The following is a 15401-nucleotide window of genomic DNA, read 5'->3' as shown; positions in this document are numbered from 1 at the left end:
GATATTGATAACCGTTTACTCTGCTGGTTCCGAACTCTTGGCAAAGGCCAGTCATTGTCCATCCGTCCTGCTTCTGGCCACGAGAACTCTATTCTTTCTTGGTACGCAAGTCTCCTTCCAAGACATCTGGTTTTCTCCAAATGCTTGGATTATATAAGAGACAAAATTTTTCGGTAGATCTAGATCTATCTGTGAATTATAAGGTCTGAATCTATTTTTTGGCCGGCCGTACCGCTTAAAAAATCCGATCCTTCATTTTATTCTCCTGTTGCTTTTTTACCAAAGTTAAGTCCGACGACACCGCATTTGAATGTCGTGGAACTTATTAGTTTTAAATTGATCTTATCCTTAATGTCTTTAAATAACGGGATTCCATTACCCAAGATGACAGGATTGACATTGATCAAAAACTCATCAATCAATCCCATATTCATAAAGGAATGAGTCAGTCTGGGGCTGCCGAATATCATCATATTTTTCCCGGGTTGTTTTTTGAGTTTCGAAATTTCTTCCTCGACATTGCTTTTTATTAATCTTGTGTTATTCCATTCCGCTTTTTCGAGAGTTGTAGAAAAAACAATTTTTTGAATATTCTCCACCCAATCGGCATGATGGAGTTCCATTTTTGTCGCTGCCGGATTTTTCGGCACTGTCGGCCAATAGCTTTCCATCATCTGATAAACGACACGCCCGTACAGACAGGTATCAACCGATTTAAAATGCTCGGTGACATAGTGGAACACTTCATCATCATGTGAGATCCAATCCATTTCCCCATTCGGCCCTCCGACAAAGCCGTCCAATGACGTATGAGCGAGTACGCTTACTTTTCTCATTTGATTTCTCCTTGTTTAAGTTTCAATATTTAGGACACTGCTACAACCTGCCTGCTAAAAAAATCGCAAGTAGCCGCGCCAGAAAATCGCTCCCGGGGCCTACTTTCAACTGAAAATTCTACCAGTAATTACCAATATGTTGCGTAAACAGGGGCGAACTATGTCTGCGGTTCCATACTGACTTTACACTATATACTCCTGACCGAGTTCTCATTTATGAATCGATCTCAAATCGGAGATAACTCATTTATGGATAATGGTGGTTTGAAAAAGTTATGCGCTATGCAGCTGCAGTGCAAACTTTAACCGACCGACATGAAAATTGATAATTTATTTAAATAAAATGAAAAAACTAATCGCAGTAATGAATATGACACTGGACGGGTTTTACGACCATACGGCAATGAGTGCCGACGATGAAATACTTCAGCATTACAACGAGTTATTAAAGTAACTCAGGAACCCTTTTATATGGAAGGATAACATATCAACTAATGGAAAGCTATTGGCCAACCGTAATAAAAAATCCTACCGGTAACAAACCAACGGATGAATTTGCCGTAATAATAGACAATATTCCCAAAATTGTTTTTTCCCACACCCTGAAAAATGTTGATTGGAAAAATGCGAAATTGAAAAAGGAAGTTTTAGAACTCAAACAACAAGTAGGTAGAAACATTTTGCTTGGCAGCCCTAGTTTAATAGTGACCTTAATGCTACTGGGCTTAATTGATGAATACCAACTCAGTGTTAGGCCAATTATTTTAGGAAGCGGCCTGTCGTTATTTAAAAACATCCAAGATAGAATTAATCTTAAACTCTTAAAAACAAAAACATTTGATTGCGGTGCGATAACTCTTTACTATGAGTCGACAAATGAACGACTAATAGTATGAAGCGGATCGACTTCGGAGGAAAAGTGCCAAAAGTCTATAAAGTCTCCAAAATAATCCGAATGCAACATTGCGATGCTGCCGGAGTCGTCTTCACTCCACAGTATTTCAACCTTTTCGTCGAAGCTTTAGAAGATTGGTTCCGCGAAGAACTGGATTTTGGATTTCCCCAGATGGTTGTGGAAAAAAATCTAGGGTTGCCCGCAATGCGTTTTGTTGCTAAGTTCTTTAAACCGTCAAAACTAGGTGATGTCCTTGACTTTCGAGTTAAAGTAAAGCGGCTTCGAAGGAACAATGTTCTTGTTAATATCGAAGGTGTCTGCGGTAGCGAACGCAGGTGCATGGCAGATGTACTACACGGTTTTGCAGATCTTGATACTATGGCTCTGACTGATTGGCCGAATCATTTATTACTTAAACTTGAAGAATATTTGCATCAGCGCTAAGAACAGATGTCCTATAAAAAACGTTCTTCACTTTTCAGAATGGAAAGACAAGAAGTGGGAATTTTAGCAAATTATTATTGAAGAGTAAATTAATAAGTTGCTTATCTAGATTAATTCTTTATCGGAATCTTATCTAAAAAGTATATATTTGAATATAAAGTAAATTCTGGAATCGGAATGCCGCTATTTAATTAGGAAGCTTTACATTACTCCAGAATTTACTTTACCGGTTTTTGGCCAATGAACGGCACTGGGGATTCTCTGATTCTCTATAAGGATCGCGTTCATTTTATTTTTAATTTTGACCGATTTCGACTATTTTGTCCTGCTTCCGGTTAACGGATTCTGAAAATATCGGATACTTTCTATTCATCATCGCGGGCCGCCCGGCTGTTTTAGAGCGGCTTTGAATGAAAATCAGTATTTGATACATAGAGGAAAGAAATGAAAGTAAACCAAGCAATCGCATTAGTTACGGGATCGAATCGAGGAATCGGAAAGGCGCTTGTGGAAAGTCTGTTAGAGGGAGGAGCTCGGAAAATATACGCCGCTGCAAGAACTTGGAACGGAACAATTCCGCCGGATAAAAGGATTGTTCCCGTCGAATTGGATGTCACAAGTAAAAAGAGTGTTGCCGAGTTATCTAATCGAGCGACCGACGTGAATCTTTTATTCAATAATGCCGGGGTTCTGGATTTTAACGATATTTTAAATGCATCCGAGGATCAATTTGAACGAAACTTTTCCGTAAATTTTTTCGGAAACTTAAATATGGCCCGGACATTTACATCCATCTTGGAGAAAAACTCTGACGGAACGATCGTGAACATTCTTACATTATTGTCTCTTGCCAGTATGCCCGGTCTATCCGCGTATAATGCGTCCAAGGCAGCGGCTTGGTCTATGAGTTTATCTCTTCGTGCTACTTTAGTAAGTCGAGGTGTAAGGGTGTGTAACGTTTTTCCGGGCGCCGTTGATACGGATATGCTTTCCGGGGTTGAAATGCCGAAAACCAGTCCGAAAGATGTGGCGAATGCGATCCTTAAAGGTTTGGAATCCGGACAAGAGGATATTTTTCCGGATCCGATGTCCGTTTCCGTTTATGAAGCTTGGAAGAAAGACCATAAAGCGGTGGAAAAACAATTTGCTTCGATGTAATTAGGACGGGGCGTCGATAGGAGTTTGCAATGAAAGTAAGAGGCGGTAAAGGCGAGTTACAGACTACCGAATTGCGGACTCCGACGACGGTAAAAGTCATAATTGCTCCTGAAACATTGAAAGGGATGCCCGAAGTCGAAATGATTGCTTTTGGAGCCGACGGGAACTCCGCGATTATTTATAAAAAAATAATAAAACATCTACCGGAGCGAGAAGTCTTTGCAAAGGCCGCTTCTCTTACTATCGTATGTCGCGGTAAAAAAAGGATCACTTCCTCCGGCGGGGATTTTTTCGAGGTGGGAGAAAACGAGGCAATTTTTCTACCACCCGACCTTTATATGATTTCGGAATTACTTCCGGCAAAAGGCGGTGTATTTGAAAGTTATATTTTCTTTTTTCAGGATTCTCTAATTGAGGAGTTTTTAAAGTCGAAAAGAATTCGCCTCGTGTCCGATTCTATCGGTGATCTTTTTCGGATACCGTACGGCGGAGGCTTAAAGCTTTATGCTGAAAATCTCAGGCCTTTATTCGCTAGTCTCGGACGCAAAACGGAAGGATTGCTTCGAATCAAACTTCTGGAAGCTTTACAGATTTTTGCAAGTTCGGATAAAACCGGAGTTTTCCCAGATTGGTTATTCAAGGTTTCGAAGGATAGAGATCGGGATTTGAAAGGATTTATGGAAAAAAATTTCGATAAACTTCTTAATGTCGAGGATTTTGCTGCACTGACCGGCCGAAGCGTTTCTTCCTTTCAAAGAGATTTTAAACGTAGATACGGTGTTAGCCCAAAAAAATGGCTAATTTCGCGTCGGTTGGAAAAGGCGAAAAATTTATTAGAAGGGGGCGGCACGAGCGTAGCGGAAGCTGCATTCGTGATCGGTTACGAAAATACCTCTCATTTTATCCGAGCCTTTCAGAACCAGTACGGCGTCACACCGGGTGAATTTTTAAAAAATCGCGGTTTGATCGTATGACTTATCCTAATCCGTAGAGGGAGAAATCAGAATCAAATTCCAAAGGCATTGTATGTCACTAACGTAGGAGGAGCCGCAAAGCCCGACCGGATTTTATTTACCATTTCTTGGGCAAGGCCACTTCTTTCGTACGTCGCTGCATCTTCTTCGGTCTGCCAAACGGTAATCGCCAAAAAGCTCTCGGGATCTGTCTTTTCTTGCAGAAGCGCCGCGCTAATATTACCTTCAGCTTTGCGAATCGTTGGGATAGCTTCCTTTTCATAAGTCAGACATATCTCAACTACCCTTTCCGGCTTTGCTTTAAATTTACCGATTCGAACGAATGCCATTTTCCTTCTCCATCCGACTATATAGGAACCTTACTCGATCCTGCATCAATCAAAATATCCTAACTGATTGAGCGGTAATTTTTAGTTTTAAAAAATGCATTTCGCATTTTTCAATCGTATAATATAGACATAATGTATCAGTAAAAAGAATCGGTCAAACACAAGTAATTCCATCCATTTTAAGAATCAAATTTTTCTTACGTTGTTCGATTTCCAATTCAGCTGTTCGACATGTACAATTCTCAGTATATCCTTGAACGACTACGCATAAAAGTGTCAGAAGCTACTTCCGGTCATGATACGCTCCAATTCTTTCGCGCTTTGTCTCTATATACCGGAGATGTTTTTAGAAACAGTATCCGGAAAAATATCTTCCTGGTCCTCTTCAATGCCCTTAACAATTTCTTCGGCAGCGCTATCTGACGACGCTTTTTCAATCGGGAAACCCTTGTTCATATCCGTGTCGATCGGACCCGGGAATATTCCAATGACCTTAATATTTTTAGATTTTAGTTCCCAGCGTATGGATTGAATGACCGAATGCAAAGCAGCCTTCGACGCGGAATACCCTGCATAAATTATCTTTACATCTGTTTTCAAGAAGGCGCGAACGAGGGCAGCGCCTATGCCGCGATTAGCGCCGGTAATAAGAATTGTTTTATTTGCAAGATCCATAATTTTCTCCATATTTAGATTAGAAACCGTCTAGTTGATTGATCTTTTTCTCTCGACTATACGATTTCTTGACTCTTAGCAATTAAGTCCCGTAGGCTAGTATTGATATAATGGTCCCAAGCATTTGAACAGTCGCTATAACATTCACAGTCGGGAACTAAACCTAGATGCGTAAAAAGAACTTCAGTTTTATCTCCCTTTTTCTTGATTTCAAAAATAATTTCTGTGCCATCCCACTCTTTTTTGTTTCCAACAAAATTGAGGGAGCTTTCTAACACGAGCCATACGACTTTTTCGTCCGGAACGAAGTCCGTTATCTTTTGTTTGCTGTAATGCACGTCTTCATGGCGATAAGTAAACTCGTCGCCTAACTTATCCGTGCTTCCCTTAATTTCTCCAAACCACCAGGCGCGAACATTATTAATAGCGTCAAAGGCAACTTTGGAGGTTTGATCCACAGTAATGGATTTGGTTAAATATTTATCTTTCATCGATTTTCTCCTTGGGTAACAAAAATTCCCGGATAAATTTCAAAATCCTTATCGTTAATTGAACTGATTCCCTGACCTAGCGCATTCCGGTCTCCGAATTTAATCCCGAACCATTCACTGAATTCTTCGCGATTCATGACAATACGCCGCACCTTGAGACCGGCATTTCGAGTTCGATTTACTTTTTATCCGATTTTTTATATGCTACCAATAGGTTGCATTATGGCAAAGGTCAAAATTAATGCAACTATTTTGTTGCATTAATAGAATATTTCATAAATCCCCGGACTTCTCGCTTATTCGGTACGCAGCCCGTTTTTATTATGGTATTTGATGGGTGGTAGGATTTAGCAAATTTAAGTATAATACTATTATAATACGTCGACAGGTCTGATAACGGCGGGGATAGTCGTCAATGACTCCGATTCGAAGAAAATGCTCGGATGGTTTCAATTTATCGAACGTTAAATGAGCTTCGAAGATTTACTTGAAATTATTCTACTGCGAGAATTACGGAGGATGAGTTGAAGAATACATGAACCTCTTTTTCGGCTTCCAAATTCAAAAGTTTTGTAGCTTGGCTAGAAATAATAGAAACTAACTTATTTCCTCCCGGCAATTCAACGATGATCTCATCGTTTACGCTACCTCTGGAAATCGAAAAAATCCTTCCGAACAATTTGTTTTCTGAACTAAGCGAGGAGATGGAATCCGTTGAGATTGAGATAAAGGAGGCCTTAATAAGGGCATAAACCGGGATACCGATCTTTAATCCTAAATTTTCCACACTATGATTCGTAATCGTTGCGATAATTTCCTGATCTCCTTTTAAAGAAATTACGATTTCCGAATTAACCGCTCCTTTTTGTACGCTTTTTACCTTTCCATAAAATTGATTTCTTGCACTGGTTTTCATTGCTATTCTGTTTAAAAAATTTAGTAACTCTATAGGATTATCCATTCTTTCGCTCAATCGATTCAAAAATTTTTTATGCTCCTCCTCTATAATTTGATAAAATTGAATGATTTCACGAGCCTTAGCGGTCAATTTTGCACCGCCTCCGCTCGCTCCTCCCACACTTTTTTCGACAAGCGTTTCCTTATGTAGGTTATTAATTAAATCGATGGAGTCCCAGGCGGTTTTATAACTGATTCCGACTTCCTTTGCAGCTTTGGAAATGGATCCGCACTTATCGATGGCACGTAACAAATCGATCTTTTCCTTACCGAGAGTATTCGCTTTGTTATACTTTAACCAAAGATTTCCGTCTATCTGCATCTTATTCTTCATTAGCTGGAATATTAACTCTCTACGGACCCAAGATTTCAAGATTGAAAATTTCGTCAAAAAGGGATTTTCCGGGATTTTCGGTTTACTACCGTTATATACTTGAAAATATAGCGCTTTTATAAATGTTTGAGAGAGAAGAATGAAAAAATGCTTTGTAAGCAGTTGAGGAAAATTGAAATCGTTTTTGCCCGCTATTTAATTGTATTGCTTACGATTTTGCCGAATTTACTCGGTGCCGAAGAATCGCCCCAAAATATACCTGCTTCCGGAACGATAGAAGATGGTCTTCGGAAAAATGATAATGAAGTGAGGCCGGTCTCGGAATCTACGACGCCTGTGCCGCCGAAAGAATCCTTATCCGGACCGGCATTATCAGCGGATTCGATTCCAGTGCAAGAAACTCCGTATAAAAGTCCGATGGTTGGAAAGATGTCGGGAGAATACTTGCGCTCTTTGCAATTGACTCCGGAGCAAAATAAAGCGGTTCGATCAAACAAAGATCTTTGGTTTCAGGAAAAGTACCGAGCTGGATTTGCTCTTAGGCCTAGATATGAATCTCAATTCAATCCCGATTTCGATAAGACCACTCCGGACAATAAGAACGTTTTTACGAACCAAACTCAGGCGTATCTAATCGGTGACATTAATAAAAATTTAATATTCAAAATAACTCTCGAAGATATCCGCCAATGGGGAGGAAGCCAATTCCCGAGCGGAACAGGCGACGGCAGATTCGGTTTAGCAGGGAATGCGGGAGTTACTTATAATACTGCCACCCAAAAAACGGTCCCGGCTTCGAATCCTACCTCCTTTAGAGAAGCGTTTTTGGACGTTCGCAGTTTGGACGAATCGTTCAGACTTCGAATCGGGCGACAAATTGTGGAATTCGGAGACGGAAGAATCGTCGGCGCAAGAAACTTTAACCAAATCGGAAACTCTTTCGACGGATTAAGATTCACTGCAAAGAGGGGTATTCAAAGTTTAGATGTTTTCGGTTTCGTGATAAGTTCTCAAAATAATGCAAGCGGATTAGTGACTGCGAACGGCACCGCGAACAATTCCATAGGTGATGCGTATTTTGTCGGAACGAATTATTGGATCAAATTTGCGAATTGGATCGGGGGCGATTTCTACGATTTCACTTTACTAAAAAGGGCAATAGTTAGTCCCACCGCCCCTTTATACGATTCGGAGTTACGATCTCGACAAAGCGATCAATTAAATACTTATGGATTTCGCTTAACCAATAGAACCCAAAATAATTTTTTGCCGGAAGGGGTTAAATGGGATTGGACGATAGAGGCAGCATGGCAGGGGGGATCGACCGGCCAGAAAGTCGGTACTTCTTGGTTACAAAGTCCCGGAACAACTAGTATTAATGTAAATGGACAAGCGATTCAAAATGAAAATCAAAAATACGACGCTCATTTTCTCGCTCTACAATCGGGATACTCCCCGATTAATCCGCTAAGAATCGGTATCCAATACGTTTATGCTTCGGGAGATCCTAATCGAAACGATTCTTCGGTTTCGACTTGGAATCCTCTATTCGGAGCGAGAAGAGCGGCAGGCGGTTCGATTCCTTGGTCGGGAGCTAATCTTTCCGGTGTCGTTTTCTGGCAGAACGTAAAAGATTATTCGATAAATATTAAATATGATTTCGGAAAATTGGGAACGTTCACCTTTGTATCTCATCTTTATTATAAAGCGAAACTTCAAGACGGTTACTATAATAATAACGGATATGTCTCGGGAAGTACGGAAGATTCGTCCAACCAAAACTCGAATAATGCCAGCGCTACTCACTTAGGAAAAAAAATAGCATCTGAAATCGATCTGATTTATCAGGTAACTCCGTACGAAAATCTTTCGGTCTGGACCGGAATCGCTTTCTTGCATGCAGGGGATGCGATTACGAATGCGAAAGTCAATCCTTTGAATTCAAACCCGGCATTGCAATACACGAATCAACCCAATTCGACGTATTTCTTTTTACAAACAGTCTTCGCAATTTAAACATAGAGGCCACAAATGAAGTTTATTAAACGAATAACAATCTTTTGCATATTGTTGCTATCGTTTTCCGTTCAGGCGGAAAAAATCACGGTCGCCGCCGCATCCGATCTCAAGTTTGCGATGGATGAGATCGTTACGGCCTTTAAAAAAGCCAATCTTGGAAGCGAAGTGGACGTTGTTTACGGCTCATCGGGCAAGTTTCAGACACAAATTCGAGAAGGCGCGCCCTTTGACATTTACTTTTCGGCGGATATCAATTACCCTCGAGAATTAGAGAAAAACGGTTTTGCTTCTTCCGAAGTAGTCCCTTACGCGATCGGCCGTATTGTACTTTGGAGCGCCAATCAAGATGCTTCGAAAATGACTTTGAACAATCTTCTCGACCCGAAAATCACGCGGATAGCCATAGCCAATCCTAAACACGCGCCTTACGGCAAGCGAGCGGAAGAAGCTCTTCATTCGGCGGGCTTATGGGAAAAAGTGGAATCGAAATTGGTATTCGGAGAGAATATCGCACAAACCGCGCAGTTCGTTCAAACCGGGAATGCGCAAGTGGGAATTATCGCTTTATCGTTAGCAATCAGTCCTGAACTATCAGGCAAAGGCGGATACTTTTTAATACCGAACAACCTCCACCAACCCTTAGAGCAAGGGTTTATAATTACGAAACGAGCGTCTAAGAATCCGCTGGCAAAGAAATTTGCAGAATATGTAATGGAAAAATTCGCGCGGAGCGTAATGGCGAAATACGGTTTTGCACTCCCTAACGAAGCCTCCGATAAATGAATTTTCAGTAAATCTATGAGTCGAGCTCCTGAATGATAGTTATGTGTTTTGTTTTTTTCCACACTACCCTATGCGCCGTCCGTCATTTTTCGGAAATAATTTTTGAATTACCGATAGATGGCAGATAATGATTTCCCTTTCTGACAGCGATCTTCAGGCCATTTGGTTAACGGTAAAACTCGCTAGCGTAGTTACGATAATTCTTCTTTTTATAGGAACACCTTTGGCTTGGTGGATAGCCAGGACAAAGTCTTCCTGGAAGGGACCGATAGGAGCGGTCGTATCGTTGCCCTTGGTACTGCCTCCTTCTGTTCTAGGATTCTATTTATTATATGCAATGGGGCCAAACGGTCCGATCGGTTATCTCACTAATCAGCTTGGTCTCGGAGAATTGCCGTTTACTTTTTGGGGGCTTGTGATCGCCTCCGTCTTCTATTCGCTTCCGTTTATGGTTCAACCTTTACAGACGGCCTTCGAAGCAATCGGCGATCGTCCTCTGGAAGTTGCCGCTACGCTGCGCGCCTCCCCTTTGGATGCTTTTTTGACGGTCGCAGTACCCTTGACTTTTCCGGGGTTTATGAATGCTTGCATACTATCCTTTGCGCACACTGTCGGTGAATTCGGTGTGGTCTTAATGATAGGCGGAAATCTTCCGGGCATTACAAGGGTGGCTTCCGTTCAAATTTACGACTATGTTGAAGCGTTAGAATATCTTCAGGCACGTAGATTGGCGGTAATATTATTGGTATTTTCATTTTTCGCATTGTTGGCTCTCTATATCTTGCAGCCGAATTCCCGAAAGAGAGTATAATGTGAATGAAATCGTAATTCGCCTACTTCTCGATCGTGAACGATTTACGCTGGACGTAGATCTTAATTTACCTGAGCGAGGAGTCACAGGTCTTTTCGGTTCTTCCGGTTCCGGAAAGACGACATTACTCAGATGTATTGCAGGGTTAGAGAATTCGACACGAGGGTTCTTGAGCGTCGGTGGAACGATCTGGCAGGACGATAATTACTCATTACCGACCTACAAACGTCAACTCGGCTACGTATTCCAAGAACCCAGTTTATTCCCGCACCTATCAGTATCAGGCAATTTATCATACGGATTAAAACGAACCAAAGGCGATAGACAAATTAATCTGAATCAGACTATCGAGTTATTAGGAATCGAACATCTTCTGGAAAGAAAAACGGATAATCTGTCGGGTGGAGAACGCCAACGAGTTGCGATAGCACGAGCCCTAGTCACGAACCCCCGACTGCTGCTTATGGATGAGCCGATGGCTTCCTTGGACAAAAAAAGGAAACAGGAGATTTTACCGTATTTAGAAAGATTGAATAGAGAATTGAAAATTCCGGTCCTATACGTCAGTCATTCACTGGATGAGATCGCAAGGTTGGCGGATCATATTGTCGTAATGGAGGACGGCAAAGTGTTGGCAACCGGACCGGTTTCTGCAACTCTCGCGAGGGCCGACCTCGCTCATCGCCTTAGCGAAAATATAGGAGTAATCATAGATGCGACGATCGGGGAAATTGACGTAGACTGGCATTTGGCCCGATTGGATTTCGCTGACGGAAATCTTTGGATACTAGATCGCGAATTTCGCGTAGGTTCTCGAATGAAAGTAAGAGTATTTGCGCGAGATATAAGCATTTTTCGGGAAGATTCGAAAGAAATTAATACTCGTAATATTCTAAATGGAAAAGTCGAGGCGATTGCGGAAAGCGATCACCCGGGCTTATTACTTATACATCTTCGCGTGGGACAGGCGATCTTTATCGCCAATATCACTAAACTAGAATCGAAGAAAGTGGATATCGCAGTCGGGAAACGGATCCCGTTTCGGGTAAATACCGTGACTAACTTAATGGATCTCTGACGTATTAGTGCGAGAATGGTATATAGAATTTTAATATTTTTTAATATTTCGTTGTACGTTTAAAATCATTTTGTCTCTCCTTAGAATGAATCATTAATCGACAAAAATCGACTTATGACTCGTTCTAAGGTCTGTGGTCTAAAACTTCAGCTACATATCGAAACGCTTAAGAGCACTACTGCGACCAAGGGCGGCAAGCCCTGAATGATTGCTGCTCTTGCCATCGAAGGTTTGGATATCAAAAGCACCATGCCTGCGCCGAAGACGGAAAGACAAGAGAACAGCATGATTGCAGGAGCAAAGCTAGCATGGTGCTGGAAAAAAATCGCACCGTAAAGTACCCCGATTGCGAGAAATAAATTATAATAACCTTGGTTTAGGAAAATACTTTTCATCATCTCCGCTGTCTTTATATCCGATACACCGAAGCGTCTATGAATTGCCGGGCGCATCCAGAGAACGCTTTCCATCAGAAAAATCCACACATGAAGTGCGCCGACGATTCCGGCAATAATCCTTGCGGCTATTATCATTTCATTATCTCCTTGAGACCTTAAATTAGTTCCGTGAGTTTAGCGGACATACACTCTTTTGTAAAGGTCTAGGTCCGCCAATTTTCGACGTGATTACGCCATATTTTTCATTGTAAAAAATATCTTTTCGTTGTGATTGGGCCATACTATAGGCTAAATGCTAATATGGACGTGATTATCCTACTCATTCCGGACTCACCCGCTTCGGTTATTACCGGGTTATTCGAGTTCTTTGAATTTGCCGGTATCGACATGGAGAATCGACGTAAACCGAGGATTTGCAGGGTAAGAACCGCGGCCATGCAATCGGAACCGGTTCAGCTTCATGGTAGTGTTCAGATCAAACCGGATTTGATCGGAAGATGTGAAAAAGTCGATTTGGTTATTATTCCTGCAATTGGGCCGAACGTTATAAATGTTAAGCGAAGATGCAGACTAGAGATTGAATGGATTAAAGAAATGGCCTCGAGAGAGAACCGTATTGCGAGCGTTTGTTCGGGAGCCTTCGTACTAGCCTCGACCGGGTTGCTCGACGGACTCAGAGCGACTACTCATTGGGTGTTTGCTCCCCTTTTTCGACGAATGTTTCCGTCAGTACACCTGGATGTGGATAGATTGGTCGTAGATCAAGGTCACTTTCTAACTTCGGGAGGAAGTAACGCTTTCTACGATCTAGGTCTCCACGTGTTAGAACAGTCGCTTGGAAGAGATACAGCGCTTAAATGTGCAAGGCATTTCTTGCTCGACTCCGATAGAATTTCCCAAACACCTTTCATGGTATTTGCGGCTCAAAAGCATCACGACGACTCGTCTGTCGCCGAAGCGCAAACAATCTTAGAAACCGAATTCGCATCTTCGATTTCGATGGAGACTTTGGCACGCAGAGTCGGTTTGAGTCCTAGAACTCTGAAGCGAAGATTCAAACAAGCGACCGGAGACTCGCTATCTACGTATTTGCAACGTCTACGCATCGAATGGGCAAGACGTCGTCTCGAAGAGACCGGCGATTCGATCGAGGAAATTAGTTATGCTGTGGGTTATGAGAATGTCGGTTTTTTTCGCCTGCTATTTAAGCGATACACCGGGAGCACACCGCTCGAACATCGGCGAAAGCATTCTCTCAAGATTTTTCCGGCGAATGTCCCTCGATCCTATTAATTCTTACATTACTTGCTTCCAGTAGGCTTTGGGACGTATCGATTGGAAAATATTCGGAATTTGATATACATTAATATTTAATTATTCTAATTTTCCGATTTGTTGATGATTATCACCCTTCAGGTTTCGGCTATCTTTTGCAATTTTTATTGATGAGTTATGTAATTAGTTGGTAATTTGTGTCTTATGTATTAATTAAGAGCGCAAGCCGATATGACTCGATTTCAAGTTAGAGTAAACAACTGGTTTTTCCGAAAGACGGATTATAAGGCTGCGAAAGTTATTTTATGAAAGAACAGGAACTAAAAACGGAAGCCAAAAAGAAAATCGCAATTGCCATTTGTATTTTACTAGAAAGAAGCATCAGATATAAATTCGAATGGCATGAATCCATCCCTGACTGGTGGAACATTTCGGAGCCGGATTGGATTGAATATTACCGATTCGAATATAACGAAACGGAGAAGCTTCGAGTTTGTGAAGCTTTCGATTCGCGGTTGGAAGCGCTTGTATGTTTTATGAATTATACGAACGAATTGTTGGTTGATCCGATCGACAGCATTATCGACGAAATTTATGCTGAAAGAAATAAGGTAGTCCGTCAATCCAGCTACTCCGGTATCCGCAATAAGCTTCTGCTCGCATCGTAATTCTTACAAATCATTTTCCATACAGCGACGCCAGTTTTGCTGCCTGAGTATTTAAATAGTTCCGCTCCGGAACGCTTGTAGTACGTCCTGCTGCCGCGAGATAATATTCAATTGCCGCCTGGTGGTTTCCCGCCATCTTGTGCAAATGTCCACGAACCGCATCTAGTCTGTAGTGCCCGGCAAGTCGCTTATCGCCGTCTAAAGTCGCCAATAATTCGAGACCGATATTCGGCCCTTGGACCATTGCCGCCGCGATCGCATGATTGAGGGTAACCATGGGATTATCGGACATACGCTTAAGTAAGCCGTAAAGAGCTAAGATTTGTTGCCAATCGGTATCTTCCGAGCGTCCAGCTTCGTCGTGGACGGCTGCGATAGCCGCCTGAAGTTGATAGGCTCCGATCGAGCCGCGGGAAAGCGTGTCGCTTATCAGCGCGATTCCTTCCGTGATTGCTTCTCGATCCCATAAAGTTCGATTCTGTCCGGCAAGTGGAATCAACTCACCTGCCGGACCGGTGCGAGCGGGACGTCGGGCATCGGTTAAGAGCATCAATGCAAGAAGGCCTGCGACCTCGCCGTCGTTCGGTAGAAGATTATGAACGGCCCGTGTAAGTCGTATCGCTTCGTTCGAGAGATCGCATCGCTGCAAGGTGGAGCCGATACTGCTAGCATAGCCTTCATTAAAGATTAAGTATAGAACGTGCAAAACGGAATCCAAACGTTCCGATCTTTCCTGATCCGTAGGCAAATCGAATCGAATACCCGAGTCTTTAATCCGCTTCTTGGCCCGACTAATTCGCTGAGCCATTGTCGCCTCCGGAACCAGAAACGCATTAGCGATTTCTGCGGTCGTTAGACCGCCGACGGCACGTAAAGTAAGAGCGATAGCGGAGGATGGATTGAGTGTCGGATGACAGCACATAAACAATAATATCAATGTGTCGTCTTGGCCTCTAACGTCCGACGACTCCTGGAATTCTATCGTCGATTCTTCGAAAGGTTCTTCCAAAACCCAAGCTTCTTCTCGTCTCCTTCGCGCAAGTTCGCTTCGTATATGATCGATCATTCGGCGGGAAGCGACTTGGATCAACCATCCGCGCGGATTTTTCGGCGTTCCTTCCAAAGGCCATTGTATAGCCGCGGCCAATAAAGCCTCCTGGACCGCGTCTTCAGCGGAGGAAAAATCCCCGAATCGTCGGATCACTGCGCCCAGAACCTGGGGCGCAAGTTCTCCGAGCAAATTGTCAGGGGTAGAATGGTGGGATTCTTTCCTCAT

18 protein-coding genes are annotated in these 15401 nt (G+C 42.4%); 10 read left to right on the top strand and 8 right to left on the bottom strand.

Annotation, left to right across the window (positions count from 1 at the left end):
• Nucleotides 1-257: 257 nt before the first annotated feature.
• Nucleotides 258-836 carry a dihydrofolate reductase family protein gene (locus LEP1GSC050_RS03850; protein ID WP_010568524.1) on the bottom strand — a complete coding sequence of 193 codons (579 nt, stop codon included), beginning with the start codon at nt 834-836 and terminating at the stop codon, nt 258-260.
• Nucleotides 837-1330: 494 nt separating this feature from the next.
• Here LEP1GSC050_RS03850 and LEP1GSC050_RS03845 point away from each other — a divergent pair, with 494 nt between their 5' ends.
• From LEP1GSC050_RS03845 to LEP1GSC050_RS03830, 4 genes are all read left to right on the top strand, one after another.
• Entirely contained in the window at nt 1331-1732 is a 402-nt protein-coding gene (locus tag LEP1GSC050_RS03845; RefSeq protein WP_232225649.1) for a dihydrofolate reductase family protein, read from the top strand.
• Nucleotides 1729-2175 (top strand): acyl-CoA thioesterase, encoded by a 447-nt coding sequence (locus LEP1GSC050_RS03840; protein ID WP_010568525.1) that lies wholly within the window; start codon nt 1729-1731, stop codon nt 2173-2175. The genes LEP1GSC050_RS03845 and LEP1GSC050_RS03840 overlap by 4 nt, the downstream gene beginning before the upstream one ends.
• A gap of 444 nt (nt 2176-2619) precedes the next feature.
• Entirely contained in the window at nt 2620-3333 is a 714-nt protein-coding gene (locus LEP1GSC050_RS03835; protein WP_010568526.1) for an SDR family oxidoreductase, read from the top strand.
• 29 nt (nt 3334-3362) lie between these two features.
• A complete protein-coding gene (locus LEP1GSC050_RS03830) occupies nt 3363-4307 on the top strand; it encodes a helix-turn-helix domain-containing protein (RefSeq protein WP_010568527.1) in 945 nt (314 codons plus the stop codon).
• A 32-nt stretch (nt 4308-4339) separates the two neighbouring features.
• Here the strand turns inward: LEP1GSC050_RS03830 and LEP1GSC050_RS03825 are convergent, their stop codons facing one another.
• From LEP1GSC050_RS03825 to LEP1GSC050_RS03810, 5 genes are all read right to left on the bottom strand, one after another.
• Complete coding sequence (locus tag LEP1GSC050_RS03825; protein WP_010568528.1) at nt 4340-4636, bottom strand: putative quinol monooxygenase; 297 nt, start codon at nt 4634-4636, stop codon at nt 4340-4342.
• A 327-nt stretch (nt 4637-4963) separates the two neighbouring features.
• A complete protein-coding gene (locus tag LEP1GSC050_RS20340; protein WP_010568529.1) occupies nt 4964-5311 on the bottom strand; it encodes an SDR family NAD(P)-dependent oxidoreductase in 348 nt (115 codons plus the stop codon).
• Between the two features lie 56 nt (nt 5312-5367).
• Nucleotides 5368-5802, bottom strand: coding sequence for an SRPBCC family protein (locus LEP1GSC050_RS03815; RefSeq protein ID WP_010568530.1), 435 nt, complete (start codon nt 5800-5802; stop codon nt 5368-5370).
• Entirely contained in the window at nt 5799-5939 is a 141-nt protein-coding gene (locus LEP1GSC050_RS20805) for a hypothetical protein (protein WP_156895933.1), read from the bottom strand. The genes LEP1GSC050_RS03815 and LEP1GSC050_RS20805 overlap by 4 nt, the downstream gene beginning before the upstream one ends.
• 356 nt (nt 5940-6295) lie before the next feature.
• Nucleotides 6296-7132, bottom strand: coding sequence for a TOBE domain-containing protein (locus tag LEP1GSC050_RS03810; protein ID WP_232225648.1), 837 nt, complete (start codon nt 7130-7132; stop codon nt 6296-6298).
• Between the two features lie 108 nt (nt 7133-7240).
• Between LEP1GSC050_RS03810 and LEP1GSC050_RS03805 the strand changes: the two genes are divergently transcribed.
• The 4 genes from LEP1GSC050_RS03805 (at nt 7241) to modC (ending at nt 11784) form a co-directional block, all read left to right on the top strand.
• A complete protein-coding gene (locus tag LEP1GSC050_RS03805) occupies nt 7241-9109 on the top strand; it encodes an alginate export family protein (protein WP_010568532.1) in 1869 nt (622 codons plus the stop codon).
• A gap of 15 nt (nt 9110-9124) precedes the next feature.
• Nucleotides 9125-9895, top strand: coding sequence for a molybdate ABC transporter substrate-binding protein (gene modA, locus LEP1GSC050_RS03800; RefSeq protein WP_020987074.1), 771 nt, complete (start codon nt 9125-9127; stop codon nt 9893-9895).
• Nucleotides 9896-10022: 127 nt separating this feature from the next.
• The gene (gene modB / locus LEP1GSC050_RS03795) at nt 10023-10706 is read left to right on the top strand and encodes a molybdate ABC transporter permease subunit (RefSeq protein ID WP_010568534.1); all 684 of its coding nucleotides are present in this window, start codon (nt 10023-10025) and stop codon (nt 10704-10706) included.
• A gap of 1 nt (nt 10707) precedes the next feature.
• Nucleotides 10708-11784 (top strand): molybdenum ABC transporter ATP-binding protein, encoded by a 1077-nt coding sequence (gene modC, locus LEP1GSC050_RS03790; protein WP_010568535.1) that lies wholly within the window; start codon nt 10708-10710, stop codon nt 11782-11784.
• A gap of 146 nt (nt 11785-11930) precedes the next feature.
• On the opposite strand, the gene LEP1GSC050_RS03785 is transcribed toward modC, so the two are convergent.
• Nucleotides 11931-12317 carry a DUF1304 domain-containing protein gene (locus tag LEP1GSC050_RS03785; RefSeq protein ID WP_010568536.1) on the bottom strand — a complete coding sequence of 129 codons (387 nt, stop codon included), beginning with the start codon at nt 12315-12317 and terminating at the stop codon, nt 11931-11933.
• A 165-nt stretch (nt 12318-12482) separates the two neighbouring features.
• Here LEP1GSC050_RS03785 and LEP1GSC050_RS03780 point away from each other — a divergent pair, with 165 nt between their 5' ends.
• Nucleotides 12483-13475 carry a GlxA family transcriptional regulator gene (locus tag LEP1GSC050_RS03780; RefSeq protein WP_010568537.1) on the top strand — a complete coding sequence of 331 codons (993 nt, stop codon included), beginning with the start codon at nt 12483-12485 and terminating at the stop codon, nt 13473-13475.
• Between the two features lie 287 nt (nt 13476-13762).
• Nucleotides 13763-14125, top strand: a complete 363-nt coding sequence (locus LEP1GSC050_RS03775) for a hypothetical protein (RefSeq protein WP_010568538.1) — start codon at nt 13763-13765, stop codon at nt 14123-14125.
• A 10-nt stretch (nt 14126-14135) separates the two neighbouring features.
• On the opposite strand, the gene LEP1GSC050_RS03770 is transcribed toward LEP1GSC050_RS03775, so the two are convergent.
• Entirely contained in the window at nt 14136-15401 is a 1266-nt protein-coding gene (locus LEP1GSC050_RS03770; protein ID WP_010568539.1) for an RNA polymerase sigma factor, read from the bottom strand.

It is taken from the genome of Leptospira broomii serovar Hurstbridge str. 5399, from assembly GCF_000243715.2.
Lineage (GTDB): Bacteria > Spirochaetota > Leptospiria > Leptospirales > Leptospiraceae > Leptospira_B > Leptospira_B broomii.
The sequence above is the reverse complement of the archived record's forward strand: the minus strand, read 5'-3'. Positions and strand labels throughout refer to the sequence as shown.